The 24338-nt window shown below is 69.3% G+C and carries 22 protein-coding genes; 10 read left to right on the forward strand and 12 right to left on the reverse strand.

Features of this window, described 5'->3' with window-relative positions:
• Positions 1-174: 174 nt before the first annotated feature.
• The 6 genes from ACXAFN_RS01880 (at position 175) to ACXAFN_RS01905 (ending at position 8438) form a co-directional block, all read left to right on the forward strand.
• Positions 175-768, forward strand: a complete 594-nt coding sequence (locus ACXAFN_RS01880) for an ANTAR domain-containing response regulator (protein ID WP_474985693.1) — start codon at positions 175-177, stop codon at positions 766-768.
• Complete coding sequence (locus tag ACXAFN_RS01885; RefSeq protein ID WP_474985695.1) at positions 765-1796, forward strand: CmpA/NrtA family ABC transporter substrate-binding protein; 1032 nt, start codon at positions 765-767, stop codon at positions 1794-1796. Before ACXAFN_RS01880 ends, ACXAFN_RS01885 begins: the two co-directional genes overlap by 4 nt.
• Positions 1797-2033: 237 nt before the next feature.
• Entirely contained in the window at positions 2034-3374 is a 1341-nt protein-coding gene (locus tag ACXAFN_RS01890) for an NAD(P)/FAD-dependent oxidoreductase (RefSeq protein ID WP_474985697.1), read from the forward strand.
• A complete protein-coding gene (gene nirB / locus ACXAFN_RS01895; RefSeq protein ID WP_474985699.1) occupies positions 3371-5875 on the forward strand; it encodes a nitrite reductase large subunit NirB in 2505 nt (834 codons plus the stop codon). Before ACXAFN_RS01890 ends, nirB begins: the two co-directional genes overlap by 4 nt.
• Positions 5876-6049: 174 nt before the next feature.
• A complete protein-coding gene (nirD, locus tag ACXAFN_RS01900; protein WP_474985701.1) occupies positions 6050-6505 on the forward strand; it encodes a nitrite reductase small subunit NirD in 456 nt (151 codons plus the stop codon).
• A gap of 520 nt (positions 6506-7025) precedes the next feature.
• Entirely contained in the window at positions 7026-8438 is a 1413-nt protein-coding gene (locus ACXAFN_RS01905; protein ID WP_474985703.1) for a PhoH family protein, read from the forward strand.
• Between the two features lie 230 nt (positions 8439-8668).
• Here the strand turns inward: ACXAFN_RS01905 and ACXAFN_RS01910 are convergent, their stop codons facing one another.
• The 7 genes from ACXAFN_RS01910 to ACXAFN_RS01940 form a co-directional block, all read right to left on the reverse strand.
• Positions 8669-8806 carry a hypothetical protein gene (locus tag ACXAFN_RS01910; protein ID WP_474985705.1) on the reverse strand — a complete coding sequence of 46 codons (138 nt, stop codon included), beginning with the start codon at positions 8804-8806 and terminating at the stop codon, positions 8669-8671.
• Between the two features lie 291 nt (positions 8807-9097).
• Entirely contained in the window at positions 9098-9316 is a 219-nt protein-coding gene (locus tag ACXAFN_RS01915) for a hypothetical protein (protein WP_474985707.1), read from the reverse strand.
• Positions 9317-9444: 128 nt separating this feature from the next.
• Positions 9445-10113, reverse strand: a complete 669-nt coding sequence (locus ACXAFN_RS01920) for an alpha/beta hydrolase (protein ID WP_474985709.1) — start codon at positions 10111-10113, stop codon at positions 9445-9447.
• Between the two features lie 61 nt (positions 10114-10174).
• Positions 10175-11944: an SLC13 family permease gene (locus tag ACXAFN_RS01925; RefSeq protein ID WP_474985711.1), complete on the reverse strand. Its 1770-nt coding sequence runs from the start codon at positions 11942-11944 to the stop codon at positions 10175-10177.
• Positions 11945-12179: 235 nt separating this feature from the next.
• Positions 12180-12386: a cold-shock protein gene (locus ACXAFN_RS01930; RefSeq protein WP_183388258.1), complete on the reverse strand. Its 207-nt coding sequence runs from the start codon at positions 12384-12386 to the stop codon at positions 12180-12182.
• A 202-nt stretch (positions 12387-12588) separates the two neighbouring features.
• Positions 12589-14241, reverse strand: a complete 1653-nt coding sequence (locus ACXAFN_RS01935; RefSeq protein ID WP_474985713.1) for a GMC family oxidoreductase — start codon at positions 14239-14241, stop codon at positions 12589-12591.
• A 91-nt stretch (positions 14242-14332) separates the two neighbouring features.
• Positions 14333-14932 carry a CBS domain-containing protein gene (locus ACXAFN_RS01940; RefSeq protein ID WP_474985715.1) on the reverse strand — a complete coding sequence of 200 codons (600 nt, stop codon included), beginning with the start codon at positions 14930-14932 and terminating at the stop codon, positions 14333-14335.
• A gap of 170 nt (positions 14933-15102) precedes the next feature.
• Between ACXAFN_RS01940 and ACXAFN_RS01945 the strand changes: the two genes are divergently transcribed.
• The 4 genes from ACXAFN_RS01945 (at position 15103) to ACXAFN_RS01960 (ending at position 20626) form a co-directional block, all read left to right on the forward strand.
• Entirely contained in the window at positions 15103-16743 is a 1641-nt protein-coding gene (locus tag ACXAFN_RS01945) for an FMN-binding glutamate synthase family protein (RefSeq protein ID WP_474985717.1), read from the forward strand.
• Between the two features lie 346 nt (positions 16744-17089).
• The gene (gene mntP, locus ACXAFN_RS01950; protein WP_474985719.1) at positions 17090-17668 is read left to right on the forward strand and encodes a manganese efflux pump MntP; all 579 of its coding nucleotides are present in this window, start codon (positions 17090-17092) and stop codon (positions 17666-17668) included.
• Between the two features lie 341 nt (positions 17669-18009).
• The gene (locus ACXAFN_RS01955; RefSeq protein ID WP_474985721.1) at positions 18010-18537 is read left to right on the forward strand and encodes an HPP family protein; all 528 of its coding nucleotides are present in this window, start codon (positions 18010-18012) and stop codon (positions 18535-18537) included.
• A 133-nt stretch (positions 18538-18670) separates the two neighbouring features.
• Positions 18671-20626 (forward strand): metallophosphoesterase family protein, encoded by a 1956-nt coding sequence (locus ACXAFN_RS01960; protein WP_474985723.1) that lies wholly within the window; start codon positions 18671-18673, stop codon positions 20624-20626.
• A gap of 31 nt (positions 20627-20657) precedes the next feature.
• Here the strand turns inward: ACXAFN_RS01960 and ACXAFN_RS01965 are convergent, their stop codons facing one another.
• The 5 genes from ACXAFN_RS01965 to ACXAFN_RS01985 form a co-directional block, all read right to left on the reverse strand.
• Positions 20658-21992 (reverse strand): PepSY-associated TM helix domain-containing protein, encoded by a 1335-nt coding sequence (locus ACXAFN_RS01965; protein ID WP_474985725.1) that lies wholly within the window; start codon positions 21990-21992, stop codon positions 20658-20660.
• Between the two features lie 93 nt (positions 21993-22085).
• Positions 22086-22496: a DUF2946 domain-containing protein gene (locus tag ACXAFN_RS01970; RefSeq protein ID WP_474985727.1), complete on the reverse strand. Its 411-nt coding sequence runs from the start codon at positions 22494-22496 to the stop codon at positions 22086-22088.
• A gap of 118 nt (positions 22497-22614) precedes the next feature.
• Positions 22615-23094 (reverse strand): phosphatidylglycerophosphatase A family protein, encoded by a 480-nt coding sequence (locus ACXAFN_RS01975; protein WP_474985729.1) that lies wholly within the window; start codon positions 23092-23094, stop codon positions 22615-22617.
• A gap of 12 nt (positions 23095-23106) precedes the next feature.
• Positions 23107-23673, reverse strand: coding sequence for an NnrU family protein (locus tag ACXAFN_RS01980; RefSeq protein WP_474985731.1), 567 nt, complete (start codon positions 23671-23673; stop codon positions 23107-23109).
• 85 nt (positions 23674-23758) lie between these two features.
• Positions 23759-24199: a YtoQ family protein gene (locus ACXAFN_RS01985; protein ID WP_474985733.1), complete on the reverse strand. Its 441-nt coding sequence runs from the start codon at positions 24197-24199 to the stop codon at positions 23759-23761.
• Between the last annotated feature and the right edge of the window lie 139 nt (positions 24200-24338).

Genomic DNA, 24338 nt, shown 5'->3' on the forward strand with positions numbered 1-24338 from the left:
GGGGCTGATCCGATCCCTGGCGAGGCATCTTGCACCAGCCGGCGGCGCCGAACGCCCGCCTCGCACCCCGACGGTGCAAACCGGGGATGGTGGACCGCCGACACCGGCGCACGCACCGTCTGGAATGAAAGTTGCATATCCTTGGTAAATCTCCGCCATCACGAGCCAGACCCCATGCCCCAGCCACTGCGAATCCTGCTGGTCGACGATGAGAGCGTACGCGCCGCCATGGTCGAGGAGGCCCTCGGCCAGGAAGGACACGAGGTCATCTGCCACCTCTCGAGCCCGGCCAGCCTCAATGAGATGGTTGCCCGCCATGCCCCCGACGTGGTGATCATCGACATGGAATCCCCCGACCGCGACACCCTCGACAGCATGTCGCTGCTCAACCGCGAGAATCCGCGCCCGGTGGTGTTCTTCGCCGACCAGCACGATCCCGACTCCATGCAGGCCGCGCTGGCCTCCGGCGTCAGCGCCTACGTGGTGGACGGCCTGGTACCGAGCCGGGTCAAGGCGATCCTCGAGGTCGCCGTGGCGCGCTTCGATGCCTTCCAGTCGATGCGCACCGAGCTCGACCGTGCGCGCAACCAGCTCGCCGACCGCAAGCGCATCGAACGCGCCAAGGGCCTGCTGATGAAGCACCAGAACTGCGACGAGCCGCAGGCCTACCAGATGCTGCGCAAGCTGGCCATGGATCGCGGTCAGCGTATCGGCGAGGTGGCCAACAGCGTGATCGATATCCTCGAAGGACTGGAGAAAGGCCAATGAGCATGTCCCGCGCCCCCGAGCGCCCCCGCCTGACCCTGGGCTTCGTCCCGCTGCTGGACGCCGTCCTGCCGATCGTCGCCCGGGAAGGCGGCTTCTTCGCCGCCGAGGGACTCGATGTCACCCTGTCCCGGGAAAGCGCCTGGTCGACCCTGCGCGACAAGCTCGCCGCGGGGCTGCTCGACGGCGCCCAGCTGCTGGCCCCCCTGCCGCTGGCCATGAGCCTGGGCGCCTCGGGCCCGCCCTGCGAGGTCTTGGCGCCGCTGGTGCTCGGCCGCAACGGTAACACCCTGGTGCTGTCGCACCGCTGGGCCGAGGGCATGGCCACCCCCTTCGACGCCACCCCCGGGGGCCGCGATCCCGCCGTCAACGCCCGAGACTTCGCCGACCGGTTGCGCCACCGCGGCGCGCCGCGACCCCGCCTGGCCATGGTGCATCCCTTCTCCGGCCACCATTACCAGCTGCGCGACTGGCTGGCCCTCGGCGGCATCGACCCGAACCGTGACGCCGAACTGGTGGCCCTGCCACCGTCGCGCATGGTCGAGGCGCTGGAACAGGGGCGCATCGACGGCTTCTGCGTCGGCGAGCCCTGGGGCAGCCAGGCCGCGCACCGCGGCGGCGGCCACGTCGTGGCCACCGGCGCCCAGCTGTGGCCCGACCATCCCGAGAAGGTGCTCGGCGTGACCCGCGGCTGGGCCGAGCGCCACCCGGCCACCCTGGCGGCGATGATCCGCGCCCTGGTCGCCGCCGCCGACTGGCTGGCCACCTCCCCGGCGAATCGCCGTCAGGCGCGGGACTGGCTGGCGCTGCCACCTTATCTGGATCGCGCCCTGGACCACCTGCCGACCCTGCCGCTGAGCGAGGCGCCGGTGGACCAGCGATTCTCCCAGCTGCGCCCGGAGGCCGGCCAACTGAGCTCGATGGCGACGCACCTGGCCCGCCAGCTCGAGGCGCCCGTCGACCGCGAGCGGCTCGATGCCTGCTACAGCCCCGTGCATTTCGATGCCGCCACGCACCAGGGCTGTGCATGATGCTCGGTCGGGGGCAGGGCTCCGCTCCCGCCGCGCGAAAGATTTACAACCCAACATAATGTATTAAAAGGATTTTTACAGGAATTGGCCCGATAATTGATTGTTACTGATCGAACGGAGGGCCGAGGCCCCCGGCGGTCAACGGCGATCGCACATCGAATGCCAGACGAAGACGTCTCCACGCTCCCCACCGACGGGGCGCGTCGAGGCGTCTTCTGCGTTTCAGGAGGTAATCCCATGTGCTCCGATGGCTCCACCAGGGCTCAGGCAGCGCCAGACCCCATCGATCATCTCGTGATCGTGGGTAACGGCATGGCCGGCCAGCGGCTGGTCGAAGGCCTGGTCCGCCGGGACGGCGCGCCGCGCCGCATCACCCTGGTCGGCGAGGAACCCTGCCCGGCCTACAACCGCATCCTGCTCTCGCCGCTGTTGGCCGGCGAGATGGAACGCGAGGCCCTGACCCTGCGCGACGCCGCCTGGTACGCCGAACACGGCGTCGAGCTGGTGCTCGGCGAGCGGGTCGAGACCATCGACCGCGAGGCGCGGCGCCTGACCACCGACGGCGGTCGCGAGATCGCCTACGACCGCCTGGTGCTGGCCACCGGCTCGCGCCCCGCCATGCCGCCGATCCCCGGGCTCGAGCTCGACGGCGTGCGTGCCTTCCGCGACCTCGACGACGCCGCGGCCCTGACCCGCACCGCCGAGAACGGCGGCCGGGCCGTGGTCATCGGCGGCGGCCTGCTGGGCCTGGAGGCCGCCGAGGGCCTGCGCAAGCGTGGCATGACGGTGAGCATCGTCCAGCGCAACGACCGGCTGATGAACCGCCAGCTCGACGCCACCGCGGCCGACCTGCTCGAACGCGAACTCGCCGGCCGCGGCCTGGAGATCGTCACCGGGGGCCAGCTCGATCACCTGGAAGACGACGGCCGCGGTCATGTCATCGCCGCCCGCCTGGCCGACGGCCGTCGGCTGCCCGCCGAGTGCGTGGTGGTGGCCATCGGCATCGCGCCCAACGTGGCGCTGGCTCAGGCGGCCGGGCTCGAGGTCAACCGCGCGGTGGTGGTCGACGCCCATCTCACCAGCTCCGACCCGGCGATCCACGCGCTGGGCGAATGCTGCGAGTTCGAGGGCCAGACCTTCGGGCTGGTCGAGCCGATCTGGCGCCAGGTCGAGGTGCTCGCCGCCCGGTTGGCCAGCGAGACGACCGCCGACGGCGACGCACAGGCCCGCTACGTCGAGAAGCCCTGTGCCACCAAGCTCAAGGTCAGCGGCGTGTCGCTGTACTCCTTCGGTGCCCTCGAGGTCGACGACGGTCATGAAGTACTGACCTATCACGATCCCGAACACGGCGACTATCGCCGGCTGCTGCTGCGCGACGGACGCCTCGAGGGCGCCGTGCTGTACGGCGACACCGCCGCCGGCCCCTGGTACTTCGAGCAGTCGCTAGCCGGCCGCGACCTCTCCGCCTGTCGCCAGGCGCTGCTGTTCGGCCAGGCCGACGCCAAGGCCCTGCTCGACGACACGACAACCACGACGCCTCATCATCAGGACAGCTCCCCGCAGGAGGAAGCCGCATGAACACGCCCAGCCAAGCGAAACCCCAGCTGATCATCATCGGCAACGGCATGGTCGGCCATCACCTGGTCGAGCAACTCATCGAACGCGGCGCCACCGAGCAGTACCGCATCACGGTGTTCGGCGAGGAACGCCATCGCGCCTACGACCGCGTCCACCTCTCCGAATACTTCGCGGGGCGCGACGCTCAATCGCTGGCCATGAGCGACGCCGACTTCTATGCCGAGGGCGGCGTCGAGCTGCGCCTCTCGGAGACGGTCACCGCCATCGATCGCGACAAGGGCGAGGTGGTCACCGACCAGGGCCGCTATCCCTACGCGCGGCTGGTGCTGGCCACCGGCTCCTACCCCTTCGTGCCGCCGATTCCCGGCCACGAGCGCGACAACTGTCTGGTCTACCGCACCCTGGACGACCTGGACGCCATCCGCGCCGCGGCCGAGAACGCCACCACCGGCGTGGTGGTGGGCGGCGGCCTGCTGGGCCTCGAGGCGGCCAATGCCCTGCGCGGCCTCGAGCTGGATACCGCCGTGGTCGAGTTCGCCCCCCGGCTGATGCCGATGCAGGTCGACGCCGAGGGCGGCGAGCTGCTGCGCGAGAAGATCGAGGCGCTCGGTGTGCAGGTGCTCACCGACCGTGCCACCCAGCACATCGAGGACGGCGAGGCCAGCTTCCATCGCATGGTGTTCCAGGACGACAAGGTGCTGGAAACCGACCTGATCGTGTTCTCCGCGGGCATCCGGCCTCGCGACGAGCTGGCCCGCGACTGCTCGCTGGAAATGGGCGAGCGCGGCGGCGTGGTGATCGACGATCACTGCCTGACCAGCGACCCGGCGATCCTCGCCATCGGCGAGGTGGCGCTGTGGAACAACAGCATCTTCGGCCTGGTGGCCCCCGGCTACCAGATGGCCAAGGCCGCCGCCGATACCCTGCTGGGCGGCGAGCTGACCTTCGAGGGCGCCGACATGAGCACCAAGCTCAAGCTGCTCGGCGTCGACGTGGGCGCCATCGGCGACGCCCACGGCAACCAGACCCCCGGCGCGCGGACCTTCCGCTACCTCGACGAGATCAAGCAGGAATACCGCAAGCTGGTGGTCTCCAGCGACGGCAAGAAGCTGCTCGGCGCCATGCTGGTGGGCGACAACGCCTACTACGACACCCTGATGCAGTACTACGCCAACGCCATGGAACTGCCCGAGGACCCGGCGGCGCTGATCCTGCCCTCCACCGAGGGCGCGCCGACCCTGGGCGCCGACGCCCTGCCCGACGGCGCCACCATCTGCTCGTGCCACAACGTCACCAAGGGGTCGATCTGCGCGACAATCGACGCCGGCGCCACCGACCTGGGCAGCGTCAAGGCCGAGACCAAGGCCAGCACCGGCTGCGGCGGCTGCGCGGCGCTGCTCAAGAGCGTGGTCGACCACGAGCTCGAAGCCCGCGGCGTGGAGGTCGACCAGTCGATCTGCGAGCACTTCGCCCACACCCGCCAGGAGCTCTACGACATCGTCCGCGTCGAGGGCATCAAGACCTTCGGCGAGCTGATCGACAAGCACGGCCACGGCCTGGGGTGCGATATCTGCAAGCCGGCGGTGGCCTCGATCCTGGCCTCCTGCTTCAACGAGCCGATCACCGATGCCGCGCACATCCCGCTGCAGGACACCAACGACACCTTCATGGCCAACATGCAGAAGAACGGCACCTATTCGGTGGTGCCGCGTGTCCCCGGCGGCGAGATCACTCCCGACAAGCTGGTGGTGCTCGGCCAGGTGGCGCAGAAGTACGCGCTCTACACCAAGGTCACCGGCGGCCAGCGCATCGACCTGTTCGGCGCCCGCCTCGAGGATCTGCCCGACATCTGGGGCGAGCTGATCGAGGCCGGCTTCGAGACCGGCCACGCCTACGGCAAGTCGGTGCGCACCGTGAAGTCCTGCGTGGGCAGCACCTGGTGCCGCTACGGGGTGCAGGACAGCGTCGGCATGGCGATCCACCTCGAACACCGCTACAAGGGTCTGCGCTCGCCGCACAAGCTCAAGTTCGCGGTCTCCGGCTGCACCCGCGAGTGCGCCGAGGCGCAGAGCAAGGACGTCGGCGTGATCGCCACCGAGCACGGCTGGAACCTCTACGTGTGCGGCAACGGCGGCATGCGCCCGCGCCACGCCGAACTGCTGGCCACCGACCTCGACGACGCGGCGCTGATCCAGGCCATCGACCGCTTCCTGATGTTCTACGTGCGCACCGCCGACCGCCTGCAGCGCACCTCGGTGTGGCGCGAGAACCTCGAAGGCGGCCTCGACTACCTCAAGGAGGTGGTGCTCGAGGACAGCCTGGGGATCGGCGACGAGCTCGAGGCACAGATGCAGACCGTCATCGACAACTACGAGTGCGAGTGGGCCGGCGCCATCAACGATCCCGAGAAGCTCAAGCGCTTCCGCAGCTTCGTCAACGACGCGCGCCCCGATCCGGACATCATCGTGACCGAGGAGCGCGGCCAGCTGCGGCCCGCGTAAGGCATCAATCGTGCAATCACCGGGATGAGCTTGCCCGGCGACAAGCCTCGCGAGGGCGCTATGAACCCATCCATGGGCGCTACTTTGGCCATCCATGGCCAAAAACCCCTCGCTTAGGCTTGTCCCCGGCGCTCATCTCCCTGACTTCCGGCAGTGAGTTACGAGGAATCCCTAATGTCCACCGCAACCGCAGAAGCCACGACCATGACCCAGACCTGGCAGACCCTGTGCACCAAGGCCGACCTGGTCCCCCACTCCGGCGTCGCCGCCTGGATCGAGACCGCCGACGGCCCGGCCCAGGTCGCGCTGTTCTATTTACCCGGCCCGAACACGCCGGAGGGTTCCTTACCCGGCCCGAACACGCCGGAAAAGACAGTACCCGGCTCGAACACGCCGCAGCCCGGCCACTCGCCCGAGCTCTACGCCGTGGACCATCGCGACCCCTTCTCGGGCGCCAACGTCATCGCCCGCGGCATCGTCGGCGACGTCCAGGGCGCGCCGGTGGTGGCCTCGCCGCTGTACAAGCAACACTTCCGGCTCACCGATGGCCAGTGCCTGGAGGACGAGGCGGTCCGCCTGCAGACCTGGTCGCTGCGCCTCGAAGGAGACGAGGTGCAGATCCTGGCATGAGCCACGGCCAGAGGGCGGCTCGCCGGTATTCCGTATCCCGCATTAGAGGTAAGCAATTGAATTTGGCGGCTCATTGAGCCGCCATGCCACACGGCCCAGCCTCTCCACCGCGATTAGCCTGTTCTTCATGCGCCTGCCATCCGTGCAACGGATCTCTGACTAGGCGTTGTCTGAAAAGTCGGCGAGCGAAGGCTAGACAAGGCAAAAATCAGCGAGAAGCCGGAGTTTACGGGGTGTAAATGAGGACTTTGAGCTGATTTTTAACGCGGTATAGCCGAGCGCAGACAGTTTTCAGACATTGCCTAGCGTTGAGTCGAACGATTGTGCAAAGCAACGGGATTGGGCCATGCTGGAATCGAAAGCCGCTTGTGACGGTCCCATGAAAACGGAGGTGAGCACGACACTATCCCACAGCCCTGCACGTCGCGCCTGTCACGGAACTGACACCCCGCGCTGACAGTGTCGACATCGAGGCGTCATCTTTGACGTCGATCCGGTGACTATCAGGAGAGCTGCGCCGATGGTACGCATCGACAAGAAAGCCACCCGGCTTTACGTGCTGGACACCAACGTCCTGATCCACGACCCCGCCGCCCTCTATCAGTTCGATGAGCACGAAGTGGTGATCCCCATGACCGTGCTCGAGGAGCTCGACAAGCACAAGAACGGCATCCGCGAGATCGCCCGCACCGCCCGGCAGGTCAGCCGGACCCTCTCGGACCTCACCACCAACGTCGATCTCGGCCAGATCCGCGACGGCATTCCCATCCCGCGCCTCACCGGCCCCGAGGGGCGGCTGCGGCTGCTCTGCTACGACGATCTCAAGACCCCGGAACACCTGGAGGACAGCCCCGACAACCGCCTGCTGGCCGAGACCTGCCGGCTGCGCGACGAGCGCCCCGACGCCTCGGTGATCCTCGTCACCAAGGACATCAACCTGCGGGTCAAGGCCGCGGCCCTGAGCGTGCCGGTGGAGGACTACCTCACCGATCGCGCCTTCGACGACAGCGACGCCATGCTCGGCGGCGCCCGCGTCTATCCCGAGGCAGGCCATGACGGCAGCGGCCTGTGGGAAACCCTCAAGGTCGAGGTGAAGGTCGATCGCGAGGACCGCCGGGTGGTCTATCGCCTCACCGGCGAGATCCCGGGCGACTGGCATCTGGGCATGCTGGTCTCCGACAGCGACGACGAGGCCAGCTTCGAGGCGGTGATCCGCGACCTCGGGCCGAAACACGCCCACCTCGAGCTGCTCACCAACTATCGGCACGGCGCCAGCGTATGGGGGGTACACGCCCATGACAGCCGGCAGAACTTCACCCTGAACCTGCTGATGGACGACGACATTGACCTGGTCACCATCGCCGGCAGCGCCGGCACCGGCAAGACCTTCATGACGCTCGCCGCCGCCTTCCAGCAGACCCTGGACGCCAAGCGCTTCGAGCGCATCGTCTTCACCCGGGCGCCGATCTCGATGAGCGAGGATATCGGCTACCTGCCCGGCACCGAGGAAGAGAAGATGTCGCCCTGGATGGGCGCCTTCCACGACAACATGGATAACCTGCTGCGCGACGAACACGACGGCAGCACCGCCTGGAACCAGGAGGCCACTCGCCAGCTGCTCGGCTCTCGGGTGCAGATTCGCGCCCCGGGCTTCATGCGCGGCCGCACCTTGAACGACACCTTCCTGATCATCGACGAGGCCCAGAACTTCACGCCCAAGCAGCTCAAGTCGCTGCTCACCCGCGCCGGGCGCAATACCAAGATCGTGTGCCTGGGCAACGTGGGGCAGATCGACACCCCCTACCTCACCGCCAACACCTGCGGCATGGCGGCGGTGGTGCAACGCTTCCGCGACTGGCCCCACGCCGGCCACGTCACCCTGAAGAGCGTGGAGCGCTCGCGCCTGGCGCTGGCCGGCGAGGAACTGCTCTGATCCATCCCCACTTCCCGCTCCTGACACTACACGGGCCGGCGCCGAGGGGCGCCGGCCCGTTCATGGTGCGGACGAAGTGCACAGGGATTGCTCAGGCGCCGCGGTTGATCGCCTACTCGATCGGCGCCTCGCCGTCGCTGCCGGCGCCCTTGCGCAACACCCTCTGCGCCTCATGGTCGCGTGGAGTGCCAGACGAAGCGCTGGCAGCCAGCGCCGGCCTATAGGCCACCTCAGGCGCCGCGGTTGATCACCTTCTCGATCAGCGCCTCGCCGTCGCTGCCGGGGCCCTTGCGCAGCACCGTCTGCGCCTCATGGTCGCGTGGAGTGCCAGACGAAGCGCTGACAGCCAGCGCCGGCCTATAGGCCACCTCAGGCGCCGCGGTTGATCGCCTTCTCGATCAGCGCCTCGCCGTCGCTGCCGGGGCCCTTGCTCAACACCCTCTGCGCCTCATGGTCGCGTGGAGTGCCAGACGAAGCGCTGGCAGCCAGCGCCGACCTATAGGCCACCTCAGGCGCCGCGGTTGATCGGCTTCTCGATCAGCGCCTCGCCGTCGCTGCCGGGGCCCTTGCGCAACACCCTCTGCGCCTCATGGTCGCGTGGAGTGCCAGACGAAGCGCTGGCAGCCAGCGCCGACCTATAGGCCACCTCATAGGCAACCTCAGGCGCCGCGGTTGATCGCCTTCTCGATCAGCGCCTCGCTGTCGCTGCCGGGGCCCTTGCGCAGCACCGTCTGTGCCTCATGGTAGAGGCAGACGAAGCGCTGGCAGGAGGCACAATGCACCTGGTCGTCGGGGTTCTTCACGCTGGAGACCCGCATCCGGTGGCTGCCGCAGTTGGGACAGGCCACGGGCAATCGGAAATCTTCGGAGAGTGTCATCGGCTCCTCCTCGTCGGTGTGGATCACACCGCCCTATCCTGCCCCAGTTGCCGCCGACGAGGCCAGCCACCGCCGCGCCCGTCGGACTGGCGCCCCGCGTGCGTGGCGCGACAGGGGCCAGCGTCGGCTCAGCGGCTCAGCCGCTCGGCGAGCCAGCGACCGATGTCGGCCACCTGCTCGGGGCAGACCGCGTGGGCCATGGGGTACTGGCGATAGTGGACCGGGTAGCCCATGGCCTCGAGGCGGTCGCGGGCGGCCAGACCCAGCGCCTCGGGCACCACCGGATCGAGATTGCCGTGATGGATCTCGACGGGCAGGCCGCGATTGGCCTCGGCGGCTTCCAGGCTGTCGACGGTGGCCAGGTAGGTGGACATGGCCAGCAGCCCACCCAGGCGCTCGGGGAAGGTCAGCGCGGCCTCGTAGGCCACGGCCCCGCCCTGGGAAAAACCGGCCAGGATGATCCGCTCGGCGGGAATGCCCAGCGCGACCTGCTCGCGAACCAGGCCCTGGATGCGCTCGGCGGAGGCCTTGAGCTGAGCCTCGTCGACCCGACGGTCGAGGCTCATCTCCTCGATGTCGTACCAGGCCGGCATCACCATGCCGCCGTTGATGGTCACCGGCAGGCGCGGCGCATGAGGCAGGATGAAGCGGACATCAAGCGCCTCGGGCAGCCCCAGGGCCGGCACCAGCGGCTCGAAGTCGTGTCCGTCGGCGCCCAGGCCGTGGAGGATGAACACGCAGGCATCGGCGCTCCGTCCGCTGCGGGGCTCGATGATCAGCTCGTCGGGTGCGCTCATGGCTCGTCTCCAGCACAAAAGCTGACACCCTAGCGCAAAGCGACCGCTTCGGCGAGTGGCATCAGAAGGGCCAGAAAAAGGGAATCAGCCCCAGCGCCACCGCCGCGGTCAGCAGGTTCAGCGGCCCGCCCACGCGCAGGTAATCCTTGAGGTGATAGCCGCCGGGGCCATAGACCATCAGGTTGGTCTGATAGCCGATCGGGGTCAGGAAGCTGGCCGAGGCGGCGAACATCACCGCCACCACGTAGGGCATGACGCTCACCGCCAGGCTCTCGGCGGCGGCGGTGACGATGGGAAAGGTGATCACCGCCGCGGCGTTGTTGGTGACCAGGGCGGTGAGCAGCGCCACCATCAGGTAGACGCCGACCAGCAGCAGCCAGGGGCTGCCGTCGACATAGGCCAGGCCGGCGGTGGCGAGGCTCGCTGCGGCGCCGGAGCTCTCCAGCGCCGCGCCCAGGCCGAAGGACGCGGCGATGGTCAGCAGCACTCGGGTATCCAGGCCGCGCTTGGCGGCGCCCACCGTGCAGCAGCCGCTGATCACCGAGGCCGCCGCCCCGAGCATGGCAGCATTGAGCATGCTCATCACGCCGAAGGTGGCCAGCAGCACCACGCCGAGCAGGATGCTCCAGGCCAGCCAGGCCTTCTCGTGATTGGGACGCGCCGCCCCGTTGACCTGGCTGATCAGCAGGAAGTCCCGCGACTGGCGGTGGCGCTCGATGAACGGCGGCCGCGCCTCGAGCAGCAGCACGTCCGCCGGCTGCAGGCGAATCTGGCCCAGGTTGCCGGCGACCCGTTCGCCGCCGCGGCACACCGCCAGCACCGCGGCCCCGTAGAGGGTGCGGAAGTGCCCCTCGCGGATGCGCTGGCCGATGAACTGGCACTGGTCCGAGACCACCGCCTCGACCAGGCGGCGCTCCTTGAAGTCCTTCTCCAGGCTCGACTCGCCCTGGTGGGAGGGCATCAGGCCGCGGATCTGCTGCAGCTCCACGGCCGCCGCCGAGGTTCCGGCGAACACCAGTCGATCGTTGCCCTTGAGCTTCTCGCCGGGCCCCACCACGCTGACCACGTTGCCGCCACGCTCGATCTCGACCAGGAACAGCTCCTGCAGGTGGCGCAGGCCGGCCTCCTCGACGGTCTTGTCGACCATCGGCCCCTCCGGGTCGACCTCCATCTCGATGGTGAACTCGCGGGGGTTCTCGAACACCTGGGTGGCGCTGCCACGCTGGGCGAGCAGGTGGCGCCCCACCACCAGCAGGTAGGCGACGCCGACCACCGCCACCGGCACCCCGACCCAGGCGATGTCGAAGAGCCCCATGGCCAGCGACGGGTAACGCTCGATCAGCAGGCCGTTGACCACCAGGTTGGTGCTGGTGCCGAGCAGCGACACGGTGCCGCCGAGGATGGAGGCGAAGCTCAGCGGCATCAGGAAACGCGAGGCCGGCATTCCCAGGCGCCGGCTCCAGCTGAGTACCGCGGGAATGTAGGTGGCCACCACCGGGGTGTTGTTGAGGAAGCCGCTGATGGCGGCCACCGGCAGCAACAGGCGACACTGGGCCCCGGCCTCGCTGCCGGGCCGGCCCAGCACATAGCGGATGATCAGGTCGATGCCGCCGGTCTCGCGGATGCTGGCCACCAGCACGTACATGAAGGCCACGGTGAACAGGCCGCTGTTGGAAAAGCCCCCGAGGGCCTGGTCCGGGTCGATGACGCCCAGGCTCAGCAGCAGGATCACGGCGCCGAGCAGGATCATGTCGGTACCGATCCGCGTCATCCCCATCAGGGTGAAGACGGCCACCACCACGGCGATCGTCAGCCAGGCATCCACAGACATGAGCAACTCACGAACGAAACGAGAAAACGTCCCATTGTGACGGCCCGCAGATATTCCTGAAAGTTATTTGTGGAAATGGATGTAGAAGGAAAAGGGATAAGAAGGAGATGAGGTGAAAGGCGCTGAGGGCAAGGTGAAAGGGACAGCGTATGAGCCGGGCCCACAACGCACAGGGCCCGCCGAAGCGGGCCCTGGGTCGCGCTACCCTCGGGTAGCGCCCATCAGATCTCGACGCTTAGTCGATGACCTTGATGTTGGACGCCTGCAGGCCTTTCTTGCCCTGGGTGACGTCGAAGGAGACCTTCTGGCCGTCCTGCAGGGACTTGAAGCCGTCTGCCTGGATCTCGGAGAAGTGAGCGAACAGGTCGTCACCGTTGTCGTCCGGAGAGATGAAGCCGTAGCCTTTGGTGTCGTTGAACCACTTGACGGTACCGGTAGCCATGTTTCGAATGCCTCGAATAGCGTGATGATGTAGCCGGGGAATACCCGAGTTGCAGTGGGTAAACAAGAAACGTTCACCGGGCGACCGACGCTTTCAAGCCTTCGATGACCACTTGCGATGTGCGACTTGCCAACCTACTGCCAGCAGGATGCGCCTTGGCGAGGCGCAGGTCAAACACTATTTGTCTCCCATGACAAGCCTGTTACGTTTCCTCGAGCAGCCAGGCGGCGGCCTTCTCGGCGATCATCAGGGTCGGCGAGTTGGTGTTGCCGCTGGTGATGGAGGGCATGACGCCGGCATCCACCACCCGCAGGCCATCCACGCCGCGCACCCTGAGATGCGAGTCGACCACCGCCTGGGGATCGTCGTCGCGGCCCATGGCGGTGGTGCCCACCGGGTGAAAGATGGTGGTGCCGATCTCGCCGGCCAGCCGCGCCAGGTCCTCGTCGCTCTGGAACTGGACGCCGGGCTTGACCTCCTCGGGCGCGTAGCGAGCGAAGGCCGGCTGGGCGGCGATGCGCCGCGTCAGGCGCAGGGAGTCCGCGGCGACCCGCCGGTCCTCGTCGGTGTCCAGATAGTTGGGCGCGATGCGCGGCGCCGCGGCCGGATCCCGCGAGGCCAGGCGCACCGTGCCGCGGCTGGTGGGATTGAGATTGCACACGCTGGCGGTGATCGCCGGAAAGTCGTGAAGCGGCTGGCCGAAGGCCTCCAGGCTCAGCGGCTGGACGTGGTACTCCAGGTTGGGGTGCGCGCGATCCGGCGAGCTGCGCGCGAAGGCGCCGAGCTGGGAGGGCGCCATGCTCATGGGGCCCGAGCGTTTCAGCAGGTACTCGAGCCCGATGCGCGCCTTGCCGGCCCAGGTCCCGGCCAGGGTATTGAGGGTCCTGGCGCCGGCGACGCGATAGACGGCGCGGATCTGCAGGTGATCCTGGAGGTTCTCCCCCACCCCGGGCAACTCGTGGACCAGCGGGATATCGTGCTCGGCGAGCGCCCGGGCCGCGCCGATGCCGGAGAGCTGCAGCAGCTGCGGCGAACCGATGGCACCGGCGGACAGCACCACGCCCCGGGTCGCGGCCACCGCGACGGCCTCGCCGCCATGGACGACGCGCACGCCGCTGCAGCGCGGCCGAGCGCCCTCTCCCGCCGTGAAGGTCAGCCGCTGCACCTGGCTGGAATGCCAGAGGGTCAGGTTGGGGCGCTCCTCGGCGGCGCGCAGGAAGGCCTTGGCGGTGTTCCAGCGCCAGCCCGAACGCTGGTTGACCTCGAAGTAGTCGACGCCCTCGTTGCTGCCGCGATTGAAGTCCTCGGTGCGCGGGATGCCCGCCTGGACGGCGGCCTCGGCGAAGTCGTCCAGCACCTGCCACCTGAGGCGCTGGCGTTCCACCCGCCATTCGCCGCCGTGGCCGTGGAAGTCGCGGTGGGCGGCATCGGCGTCGCCGCCGGGGTCCAGCCGGTAGTGATCCTCGTGACGCATGAAGTCGGGCAGGCAGTTCTCCCAGCGCCAGGCGTCGTCGCCGGTGAGATCGGCCCAGCGATCGTAGTCGCGGGCCTGGCCGCGCATGTAGATCATGCCGTTGATGCTCGAACAGCCGCCCAGGGTCTTGCCGCGGGGATACAGCAGCGAGCGGCCATGGAGCCCCGGCGCCGGCTCGGTGCGAAAGCGCCAGTCGGTGCGCGGGTTGTCGATGCAGTAGAGATACCCCACGGGAATGTGGATCCAGGGGTAGCGATCGCGGCTCCCGGCCTCGATCAGCAGCACCCGCCGTCGGGGATCGGCGCTGAGGCGGTTGGCGAGCAGGCAGCCGGCGGTACCGGCACCCACGATGATGTGGTCATAGGTCGCGACGACGCTCACGGGGACTGTCTCCTTGTCGACACCGGCGTCCAGCGTCGCGCGACCTCATTCGTCTGTCACTGCGGCCTTGGTCGAGGCCGCGGGCGGACGCTCACAGCTCGTGGCCCAGCACCACGCGGCAGATGTCGGAGAAGCTGCGCGCTTCCGGCAACGCGGTCATGTCGCTGCCCAGCGCCCGGCCGATGTCGGCCGCCGAAACCACGCCGCGGATGCGCCGCTGCCCGAGACGCTCGGTCTCGGTGACCAGCAGGTGCTGATCGCCGAAGGCCTCCAGGTCGCGCACCAGCTGGCCGATCGTCAGGCTCGCCAGGCGCTCCATCGACAGCGCCCGCAGCTCGGCGCAGGGCGTGTGCACCATGCGGGCGGTCACGTCCTCGCGGTCGATGCCGCTGCGCTGCATGGCCTGGGTGGTGCGACGACCGCCGATCACGTCCCGGGCATTCAGCACGCCGAGGCAGTCGCCGTCGCCGTCGACCACCAGCAGCAGGCGCACCCCGCCGTGTTCCATGAGCTTGCGGGCATCGACGATGGAGGCGTCGGCCGGCACGCTGAGCGGCGCGACGTGCTGGAAGTCGGTGAGCACCGTCAGCGCCGGGCTATCCGGCGAGAGGCGCGCCGCCACCGGCTTGGCGATGGGCGTGTGCGCGGAGAGGGTGTGCAGGCGGTCGGGAAGAGTGGTCAGGGTAGACATGGGGATTGGCTCCTGTATCAGGCATCACCGGCACGTCACGCCGGGGTACCCCCACACTGGACCTCCCAGGCTTAAGGGAACCTTAAGGCCCCGGAACCGCCCGCCGCCGATTGACAGCCGCTCGCCCGGGGCATGCAATGGCCGCCTCCCCCGCCGCAATGGAGTGCGACATGCCCAGACCGCCCCGCCGCTTTCTCGTCTACGTGCTCGGCCTGTTCGGGCTCGCCGCCTGCCTGGTCGGCCTGGCCCTGGCCCCCGGCTGGCGCTGGGCGCTCGGGGTCCTGGCGTTCGCCGCACTGGTGGCCATGGGGACCCATGACCTCATTCAGCGCCGTCACACGGTCAGCCGCAACTACCCGGTGACCGCCCACCTGCGCTACCTGCTGGAAGCCTTCGGCCCCGAGATCCGCCAGTACTTCATCCAGCGCGACACCGAGGAGGTGCCCTTCTCCCGGGAACAGCGCGGCCTAGTCTACCGGCGCGCCAAGGGCACCATCGACAAGCAGCCGTTCGGTTCGCTGCGCGACATGCAGGCAGCCGGCTACGAGTGGATGAACCATTCCCTGGCGCCGGTGACGATCGACGACACCGACTTCCGGGTGACCGTCGGCGCCGGTCGAGCGAAGCCCTACGCGGTCAGCGTGATGAACATCTCGGCGATGAGCTTCGGCGCCCTGTCGCCCAACGCCATCGGCGCGCTCAACGAGGGCGCCCGGCGCGGCGGCTTCTACCACGATACCGGCGAGGGCGGCATCTCGCCCTACCACCGCCGCGGCGGCGACCTGGTGTGGGAGATCGGCTCCGGCTACTTCGGCTGCCGCGACGCCGAGGGCCGCTTCGACGCCGAGCGCTTCGCCGAGCAGGCCACCGACGACGCGATCAAGATGATCGAGATCAAGCTCTCCCAGGGCGCCAAGCCGGGGCATGGCGGCATCCTGCCCGGCCCCAAGGTCACCGCCGAGATCGCCGCCACCCGCGGCGTGCCCGAAGGCCAGGACGTGGTCTCGCCGGCGGCCCACAGCGCCTTCACCACGCCCCGCGAGCTGATCGACTTCATCTGCCGGCTGCGCGAGCTCGCGGGCGGCAAGCCGGTGGGCATCAAGCTGGCCATCGGCCACCCCTGGGAGTGGTTCGCCCTGGTCAAGGCCATGCGCGAGGTGGGCGAGCACCCCGACTTCGTGGTGGTGGACGGCGGCCAGGGCGGCACCGGGGCCGCGCCCCTGGAGTTCGTCAACCGGCTGGGCATGCCGCTCACCGACGCCCTGCTGCTGGTGCACAACGCCCTGGTCGGGGCCGGCCTGCGCGAGCGGGTGCGCGTCGGCGCCGCCGGCAAGGTAATCAGCGCCTTCGACGTCGCCCGCACCCTGGCGCTCGGGGCCGACTGGTGCAACTCGGCGCGGGGCTTCATGTTCTCGCTGGGCTGCATCCAGGCCCGCAGCTGCCACTCCGATCGCTGCCCTAGCGGCGTGGCCACCCAGGACCGGCTACGCGGCAGCCGGCTCGACGTACCGCTCAAGGCCGAGCGGGTCGAGCGCTTCCAGGCCAGTACCCGCGAGGCCCTGGCGGAGATGCTGGGTGCCGCCGGGCTGACGCACCCGTGCCAGCTGGGGCCCGAGCACATCAGCCGCCGGGTCTCGCGTCACGAGGTCCGCAACTTCTCCACCCTCTTCGACCTGGTGCCCCCCGAGGCCCTGCTGGTCGGCAACGCGGCCCGCCACCCGGTGTTCGCCGACTACTGGGACGCGGCCACGGCCGACAGCTGGGCGCCGCCGGTCGACCTCCAGCGCCTGCGCGAGAGCAAGCTGGTATGAGCGACCTCAGGGCGCCTCACCGCGACGTCCGGGATGCGCCGATCGCCCATCGGTGATAGGCTGACGCCATTCTGGTCATGGGGCCTGGCTATCACCTAGTCGATCGCCGCCCGGGCCAGCACCCTACCCTCGTTGGGGAGTAGCCGGCTCGCGCCGCTTGTGCGAGAGCGCCTGTCAACATAGTCGGCCAGATGCCGTGGCAGGTGCACCAAGGCGAGGTCCCGGGAGTCGCGAATGTCGACGCCCCGCAGACACGCCGGTTGGCGAGACCATCGACGGTACGACGCCCAAGGTCGGGCGCGTCGTGCCGTCGTGGTAAATCGCCCGGCCACTACGCGTGACGCCCATGACCCTGCTTTCCACCACCCTGCTCGCCTTCTCGATGTCCACCGATGCCTTTGCCGCGGCCGTCAGCAAGGGGGCGGCGGTCGAGCACCCGCGTTTCCGCGAGGCCCTGCGCACCGGCCTGATCTTCGGCATCGTCGAGGGCCTGACGCCACTGCTCGGCTGGGCCCTGGGCATCGGCGCGGCTCACCATATCGCCTCCTGGGATCACTGGGTGGTGTTCGGCCTCCTGCTGGCCCTGGGGGTGCGCATGATCTTCGCCGGCCTGGCCACCCCGAAGGAGGATCACGAGGCCCCCGCCGCCACCCCGGGTCGCCACGCCTGGTGGCTGATCGCCGCCACCGCGGTGATCACCAGCATCGACGCCCTCACCGTGGGCATCGGCCTGGCCTTCATGGAGGCCAATATCCTGTTGACCGCCCTGGCGATCGGCGCCGCCACCACCCTGATGGCGACCCTCGGCGTGATGCTGGGCCATCGTCTCGGCGTGCTGATCGGCCAGCGGGCCGAAGTGCTCGGCGGGGTGGTGCTGATCGGCATCGGCACCACCATCCTCACCCAGCACCTGGGGCTCTGGTGACCCTACTCTGGCTATCGCCGTTGGCCATGGCGAGGGCGCCGGGAACGGGTCGTCGAGGGGGTTTTTGGCCATGGGTGAGGCGGATTCCGCCGAACGGGCTGCCAAGGACGGCCAGCCCCGGTCCTGCTAGCGGCGCAGGATGCGAGAGCGCTGCAGGGCCAAAGTAGCGCCCAAGGAGGGGGTCATAGCGCCCCTCGGCGGTCCGGCGCTCCGGGACCTGTCGCCGGATCAGCCCGAACGATGGAGTTAGCGGCGATACCCCTGGTGACCTCGCCCCTTGTCTTTACCTTCTGGGTGCATCCTGACACCATATTGCACCTTTTTTGTGCACGATGGCGACCATGAAGACCTATTTCAACAAGATGCGCGGCAACCGCTATCGCCGCAGCGACGTCGACTGGCGCGACGCCGGCTGGTCCTGGCTCGGGGCCTTCGTCGGCATGAGCGCCGTGACCTGGCTCGGCGAACAGTGGCTGGCCCAACACCTGTTGATCGTCGGCTCCTTCGGCGCCACCTCGGTGCTGATCTATGCCGCCCCCGAGAGCCCCTTCGCCCAGCCCCGCAACGTGCTGCTGGGCAGCGTGCTGTCGGCGCTGATCGGGGTGGCCTGCTTCCAGTTGCTCGGCGCCACGGCGCTGGCCGTCGCCCTGGCGGTGTCGCTGGCGGTGCTGGCGATGCAGCTGACCCAGACCGTACATCCTCCCGGTGCGGCCGCGGCGCTGATCGCGGTGATCGGCGGCCCCGAGGTCCACGCCCTGGGCTGGGCCTTCCCGCTGGTGCCGGTGGGGCTCGGCTGCGCGGTGATGCTGCTGGTCGCCATCCTGGTCAACAACCTGGCGCGCCACCGCCGCTACCCCCGCCACTGGTAGGCGCGTTCACCGTCGCCGGGCGGCGACTCACCTTCGCGGCGCATTGTCGGCTACCATGGCGCCAGGCGGGATCCACTCTCCCGCCCGCCATGTCGCCCGACTCTTATCTGCACGTTCAGGAAGCGCCTCGACAATGACGTCTGCCGATACCGCCACCCCCGATACCGCCGCGTCCGCCGAGCTACCGGACGTGCTCGCCGGCCCCGTGCTGCGCCGCCTCGCCCCGGACCGCCTGAGGATCTGGCTGGTAGGCTCGCGCCATCTGGAAGGCAAGCTGCTGCTGCATCCGGCGGGTCACGGCCCGCGTCGGCTGGCCCTGAACGAGCACCGGGTCCGCCGCTTGCCGCTGGGCCGTCATGCGGTGCTGCACCTGATCGACGTGACCCTGGAGACGCCGCTGCCCACCGGCGTGGTGATCGACTACGACCTGCGCCTGGCCACTGCCGGCGGCGAAGCCGGCATCGCCGACTGGGCCCCGCACCTGCTGCACGAGGGCGCACGGCGCCCCTGCTTCGTGCTGGCCGATAGCCATCGTCGCCTGCTCCACGGCTCCTGCCGGCGGCCCCACCACGACGGCCCGGACGCCCTGGTACGCGCCGATGCCTGGCTCGCCGAGCGCCGTGACGACGCCGAGGCCTGGCCGGCCTGGCTGCTGATGACCGGCGACCAGGTCTACGCCGACGACGTGGCCGGCCCCACCCTGGTGGCGATCCACGCCCTGATCCGCCGCCTGGGCCTGTTCGACGAGCCGCTGGAAGGCGCCACCGTCAGCGATAGCCAGGGCCTCTACGCCGCCGACTCGACCTACTATCGCCGCGAGGCGCTGCTGCCCGACGTGGACAGCAGCGACGACCTGCGCGAACGCTTCTTCGCCGGCGCCCGCAAGCCGGTGTTCACCTCGGCCCACGCCCACAACCACCTGATGACCTTCGCCGAGGTCATGGCCATGTACCTGCTGGTGTGGTCACCGGAGCCCTGGCGGCTGGTGGAGATCGCCGCACCGTCGCTGGACGAGGCGAACGCCACGGCCTTCGCCGACGAGGCCGCGGTCATTGAGCGCTTCGTCGAGGGACTGCCCGCCGCCGCCCGGCTGCTCGCCCATGTGCCGTCGCTGATGATCTTCGACGACCATGACGTCACCGACGACTGGAACCTCACCGCCGACTGGGAGGCCTGCGCCTACGGCCATCCCTTCTCGCGGCGCATCCTCGGCAACGCCCTGCTGGCCTACCTGCTGTGCCAGGGCTGGGGCAACGACCCGGACCGCCTGGCCGCGCCAATGGACGAGGCGGCCGCCCTGCTCGACGCCGCCGAGGCGGCCGACGGCTGGCTGCCCGCCGAGGCGCATGACACCTGTATCCGCCACCTGCAGCGCTTCGAGGGCTGGGAGTTCCAGGTGCCGGGCACGCCCAAGCTGGTGGTGCTGGACACCCGCACCCGCCGCTGGCGCAGCGAACGCAGCCCGCGAAGGCCCTCGGGGCTGATGGACTGGGAAGCGCTGTCGGACTTCCAGCAGGAGCTGCTCGACGCCCCCTCGGTGATCATCGTCTCGCCGGCGCCGATGTTCGGCGTCAAGCTGATCGAGGGCATCCAGAAGCTGTTCACCCTGATCGGCAAGCCGCTGCTGGTGGACGCCGAGAACTGGATGGCGCACCGCGGCGCGGCCAGCGTGATGCTCAACATCTTCCGCCACTCGCGGACCCCGGGGCACTACGTCGTGCTCTCCGGCGACGTGCACTACTCCTTCGCCTACGACATCCGCATCCGCCATCGCCGCTCCGGCCCACGCATCTGGCAGATCACCTCCAGCGGGCTCAAGAACGCCTTCCCCGACACCCTGCTGGACGCCTTCGACCGCGCCAACCGCTGGCTGTACTCGCCGCGCTCGCCGCTCAACTGGTTCACCCAGCGCCGGCCGATGCGCATCAAGCCCCGCGACCCGGATCGTGCCCGGGCCGGGGAGCGGCTATGGAACGGCGCCGGCATCGGCCTGGTGGAGCTCGACGACCAGGGGCGTCCCAGCGAGATCCGCCAGCTCGACGCCCGGGGCTTCGACGTGACCTTCCCGCCCCCGCCGGACAAGGACTGAGCGGGGGCGACAAGGGCGGATGCCGAACGGATCAGGCCACCGCGCCGCGGCCGGCCGCGCGGCGCCGCACCAGGGCGTCGACCGCCGCCATCACGACCAGCGAGGCGCCGACCAGCGGGAACAGCACCCCGCCGATGGCCAGCAGCGCCAGCACGCCGCGCAGCGGACGGGTATCGGCGGGTGCCGGCGGCACGCCCAGCCGCCCGGCCGGCCGGCGCTTCCACCACATCACCCCTGAGGATACGCACAGCAGCACGATGCCGGCGCAGGCCAGCGCCAGGATCAGCTGGTTGGCCAGGCCGTACTGCTGCCCCAGGTGGACGTTGATGCCCCACTCCAGGCCGCGGCCCAGCGGACCGTAGTCGGCGTAATTCATGTCGAGCAGCGCCTCGCCGCTGTACTGGTCGAGGTGCACCACCCGCTGACGGCTCAGGTCGTCCGGATAGGCGGAGCCGGTATAGACGCCCTCGGGCCCGCCCGGCAGGCTCACCGCATAGCCCGGCGCCAGCCCCAGGCCGTCGAAGGTCGCCACCGCGCGGTCGAGGCCGATCGGCGCCGCACCCGCGCCCTCGGCGGACGAGGTCGGCAGCCGCGCCTGCTCCAGCGACCAGCTGGTGGCCTCGCGCTCGGCCAGGCGCGCCTCGGACATCGGCACGTTGACCCGCACTCCGTCCGGGTAGCCGAAGTTGTGGCCGTTGGCCAGTTCGTTGACCTTGCTGCCCCACACCGTCGACCAGGGCATGCCGGTGAGGGCCAGGAACAGGATGATCCCGCCGACGAAGAGCCCGGTCACCGCGTGCAGGTCACGCCAGAACACTCGCTTGCCCGGCCGGCCGCGCACCGACACCACGCCGCCGCGCCGGCCCCGCGGCCACCACAGGTAGAGGCCGGTCAGCACCAGCAGGATCGCCCAGCCGCCGACGATCTCGATGACCAGACTGGCGTTGGCACCGAAGTAGTTGAGGCTGTGCAGGGTCCGGACCAGCCACATCACGGTGCCGCGATAGGGCATCTGCCCGGTCACCTCGCCGTCATAGGGATCGACGAACACCGCCACCCGGCTGCCGTCCGGGCGCGTCACGTCGACCTCGGCGGCCAGGGTGTCGGCGGCCGGCGGCACATAGCGGAACGCCTCGCCGTCGACCGCGGCCAGCGCCGCGTCGCGCTGCACCCTCGGGTCGACCAGCTCGACCTCGCGGGCCTCGACCGTCATCGTATCGGCGTGCCACCAGCGGTCGATGGAATCGTGGAAGAGATAGAGGGCACCGGTGACCGCCAGGGAGATCAGGAACGGGATGACGATCAGCCCGGCATAGAAGTGCCAGCGCCAGACGGCGCGATAGAGGTCCTGCGCTTTGTTGCTCATATGAGGCTCGCTCGAGGGATTCAGGGGACGCACGCCCTCGCCCTCGTCCCGGGGACGGCGGCGATCGGTGGCGTTGCGCGTTACATCAGGGGGTCACGAGCGACGCAGGGGTGGGGCGCGCGTCGGCGCCTGGGGAAAGACCGCGGGGCCGCCGTGGGCGGCGCGGGTCGCCACTACCGGGGCGGTGATGGCCTGGGCGGCCAGGGGCGGCACGCTCGGCAGCATCGCCGAGAGCACCGGCATCTGCTGGAACAGCGTGCAGTAGCCGCAGGCCGCATGCCAGCGGGCCTCGGCAGCGGCATGCCGCGCCTCGGCCGGCATGGCCGCCGCATGGCCGGCATGATGACCGTGCGCCGTCCCGCCAGAGGCGTGACCGGCGTGATGGTCGCGCTGGGACGCGCTCAGCTGCCCCACCAGCGGCCCCAGCACCAGCAGCAGCATCGCCAGCAGCGCGAGGCGCGCGACCGGACGGCGATGACGGTGCAGGGCGTGGAAGGGGGTCATGGGGTAGCGTCGGCGGCGTTGGTGGCAATGGAAGAAGGCCACAGGATAGCGCAGTCGCGCCGCTCACTCGGCAGGCGAGCGCGCGACGCCTTGTCGCAGCGGATGGCCCCTGGCCCCATCACCGGCATCCACCGGTGCGGCGACGCCGCCACAGCGCCACGCCGCCGGCCAGCAGTGCCCAGGCGTAGAGGGCGGCTACGGTGTCATCGAGCACGATGCCCACCCCGCCGACGATGCCCTCGGCCTGGGTGACCGGCGGCGGCTTGGTGGCATCCAGCAGGCGGTAGGCGGCGAAGGCGCCGGCCATGACCAGCGGCTGGCGGGCCGCCGCCTGGCCCAGCACCGCCACCGGGAAGGCGACGATCTCGTCGAGCACGATGCGCCCGTCGTCCTTGCCGCCCAGGGCATCCGAGGCCAGCTGGCAGAGCGGCATCGCCGCCACCAGCAGGATCGCCGCCACGCCGAGCTGCCAGCGGCGCGAACGGCCGAGCAGCCACCAGGCCAGCGGCAGCGCCAGCAGCGTGCCGACGGTGCCCGAGGCCCAGGGAGACAGCCCCAGGCCGAAGCCGGTGGCCAGCCACATCACCAATGTATCCATCGTCACGGGCCCTTACATGACCGGCACGCCGATCAGCGGACCGTGCAACCAGAAAGCGAACAGCACATAGGCGAGCACGCCGACCACCAGGGTGGCAAGGGTGCCTCCGCCGGTCGAGGTTACCGGCACCGGGGCGGGCCGGCGACGGGCGACACGGAAGTCGAGGATCGCCCAGGCCAGGAAGGCGCCGAAGAAGACGATATCGCCGAACCGACCGTTGACCAGCAGGTGAGAGAGGGCCCACAGCTTGACGCCGAGGATCATCGGATGGCCCAGTCGCGCCTTGAGGTGGTTGCGAGGCACGTAGGCCGCCGCCACCAGCACGAAGGCCGGGATCATCAGCAGCATGACCAGGTGGCGCAGTGCCAACGGCGGCGTCCACAGGATGGGCGAATCGAGGCGCATCTGGGCGAAGCCCCAGATCGCCAGCGCCAGCCCCAACAGCGACACCAGGCTGTAGAGCGCTTTCCAGCGATTCTCTCCCCAGCGGGCGATGCGCTCGCGGCGCCAGCCGTCGGCGACGATGCGCACGGAGTGCATACCGAGAAAGAGCACGAGGCCAAGCATCATCACGGTCATGACGGAAGGGCTCCTCGAATCAGCGAGTCATCGACCCGGCGAAGGGTAGCCGCCGGGGCCGGCGGACACCAGCCCCGATGCGCCATCAGGCGCGCAGCACGTAGCGCAGGATCTCGACCACCTGGGCCGGGCTGGTCGCCCAGGCCATGGCGGCGGCGTCCACTTCCTTGAGCGGATGGACGATCTCCGCGCTGTGCAGGGTCACGTAGGGCTTGCCCAGGGCCGCGCAGTAGCCGGCATCGAAGGCCGCGTTCCACTGCTTGTACTTGTCGCCGAAGCGCACCACCACCAGGTCGCTCTGTTCGATCAGGGTCTTGGTGCGAATGGCGTTGACCTTGGACGACTTGTGATCGCGCCAGTAGCCCTCGCTCTGCGGGCCGAGATGATCGCCGGCGGCATCGCTGGCGTCATGGTCGGTGACCGGGGCGGTGAAGGCGATGTCGAGGCCGGCATCCCGCGCGCCGCGCTGGATCTCCTCGCGCCAGTCGGTATGGATCTCGCCGGACAGGTAGACGGTGAAGCTCATGATTCCTCCTCAGGGGGCCGGCTCACGGCCGGTCTTGTCGATCGGAAGCCCTATCTTACGCCATCGATTTTTGTACACAAAACAAACCATCTCATGTACCCATTCACCCCGCGCTTCGACAAGGCCCGGCTCCACGCGC

This window comes from Halomonas sp. ABH4_019 (assembly GCF_056159885.1).

Bases quoted from the DNA above. Each gene is read 5' to 3' on its own strand.
- ACXAFN_RS01880 (WP_474985693.1), top strand. From the start codon at position 175: ATGCCCCAGCCACTGCGAATCCTGCTGGTCGACGATGAGAGCGTACGC.
- nirD (WP_474985701.1), top strand. From the start codon at position 6,050: ATGTCCACCGCAACCGCAGAAGCCACGACCATGACCCAGACCTGGCAG.
- ACXAFN_RS01965 (WP_474985725.1), bottom strand. From the start codon at position 21,992: ATGAGCAACAAAGCGCAGGACCTCTATCGCGCCGTCTGGCGCTGGCAC.
- ACXAFN_RS01975 (WP_474985729.1), bottom strand. From the start codon at position 23,094: ATGGATACATTGGTGATGTGGCTGGCCACCGGCTTCGGCCTGGGGCTG.
- mntP (WP_474985719.1), top strand. From the start codon at position 17,090: ATGACCCTGCTTTCCACCACCCTGCTCGCCTTCTCGATGTCCACCGAT.
- ACXAFN_RS01980 (WP_474985731.1), bottom strand. From the start codon at position 23,673: ATGACCGTGATGATGCTTGGCCTCGTGCTCTTTCTCGGTATGCACTCC.
- ACXAFN_RS01905 (WP_474985703.1), top strand. From the start codon at position 7,026: ATGGTACGCATCGACAAGAAAGCCACCCGGCTTTACGTGCTGGACACC.
- ACXAFN_RS01885 (WP_474985695.1), top strand. From the start codon at position 765: ATGAGCATGTCCCGCGCCCCCGAGCGCCCCCGCCTGACCCTGGGCTTC.
- ACXAFN_RS01925 (WP_474985711.1), bottom strand. From the start codon at position 11,944: ATGTCTGTGGATGCCTGGCTGACGATCGCCGTGGTGGTGGCCGTCTTC.
- ACXAFN_RS01970 (WP_474985727.1), bottom strand. From the start codon at position 22,496: ATGACCCCCTTCCACGCCCTGCACCGTCATCGCCGTCCGGTCGCGCGC.
- ACXAFN_RS01890 (WP_474985697.1), top strand. From the start codon at position 2,034: ATGTGCTCCGATGGCTCCACCAGGGCTCAGGCAGCGCCAGACCCCATC.
- ACXAFN_RS01920 (WP_474985709.1), bottom strand. From the start codon at position 10,113: ATGAGCGCACCCGACGAGCTGATCATCGAGCCCCGCAGCGGACGGAGC.
- ACXAFN_RS01940 (WP_474985715.1), bottom strand. From the start codon at position 14,932: ATGTCTACCCTGACCACTCTTCCCGACCGCCTGCACACCCTCTCCGCG.
- ACXAFN_RS01930 (WP_183388258.1), bottom strand. From the start codon at position 12,386: ATGGCTACCGGTACCGTCAAGTGGTTCAACGACACCAAAGGCTACGGC.
- ACXAFN_RS01945 (WP_474985717.1), top strand. From the start codon at position 15,103: ATGCCCAGACCGCCCCGCCGCTTTCTCGTCTACGTGCTCGGCCTGTTC.
- ACXAFN_RS01985 (WP_474985733.1), bottom strand. From the start codon at position 24,199: ATGAGCTTCACCGTCTACCTGTCCGGCGAGATCCATACCGACTGGCGC.
- ACXAFN_RS01960 (WP_474985723.1), top strand. From the start codon at position 18,671: ATGACGTCTGCCGATACCGCCACCCCCGATACCGCCGCGTCCGCCGAG.
- nirB (WP_474985699.1), top strand. From the start codon at position 3,371: ATGAACACGCCCAGCCAAGCGAAACCCCAGCTGATCATCATCGGCAAC.
- ACXAFN_RS01915 (WP_474985707.1), bottom strand. From the start codon at position 9,316: ATGACACTCTCCGAAGATTTCCGATTGCCCGTGGCCTGTCCCAACTGC.
- ACXAFN_RS01955 (WP_474985721.1), top strand. From the start codon at position 18,010: ATGAAGACCTATTTCAACAAGATGCGCGGCAACCGCTATCGCCGCAGC.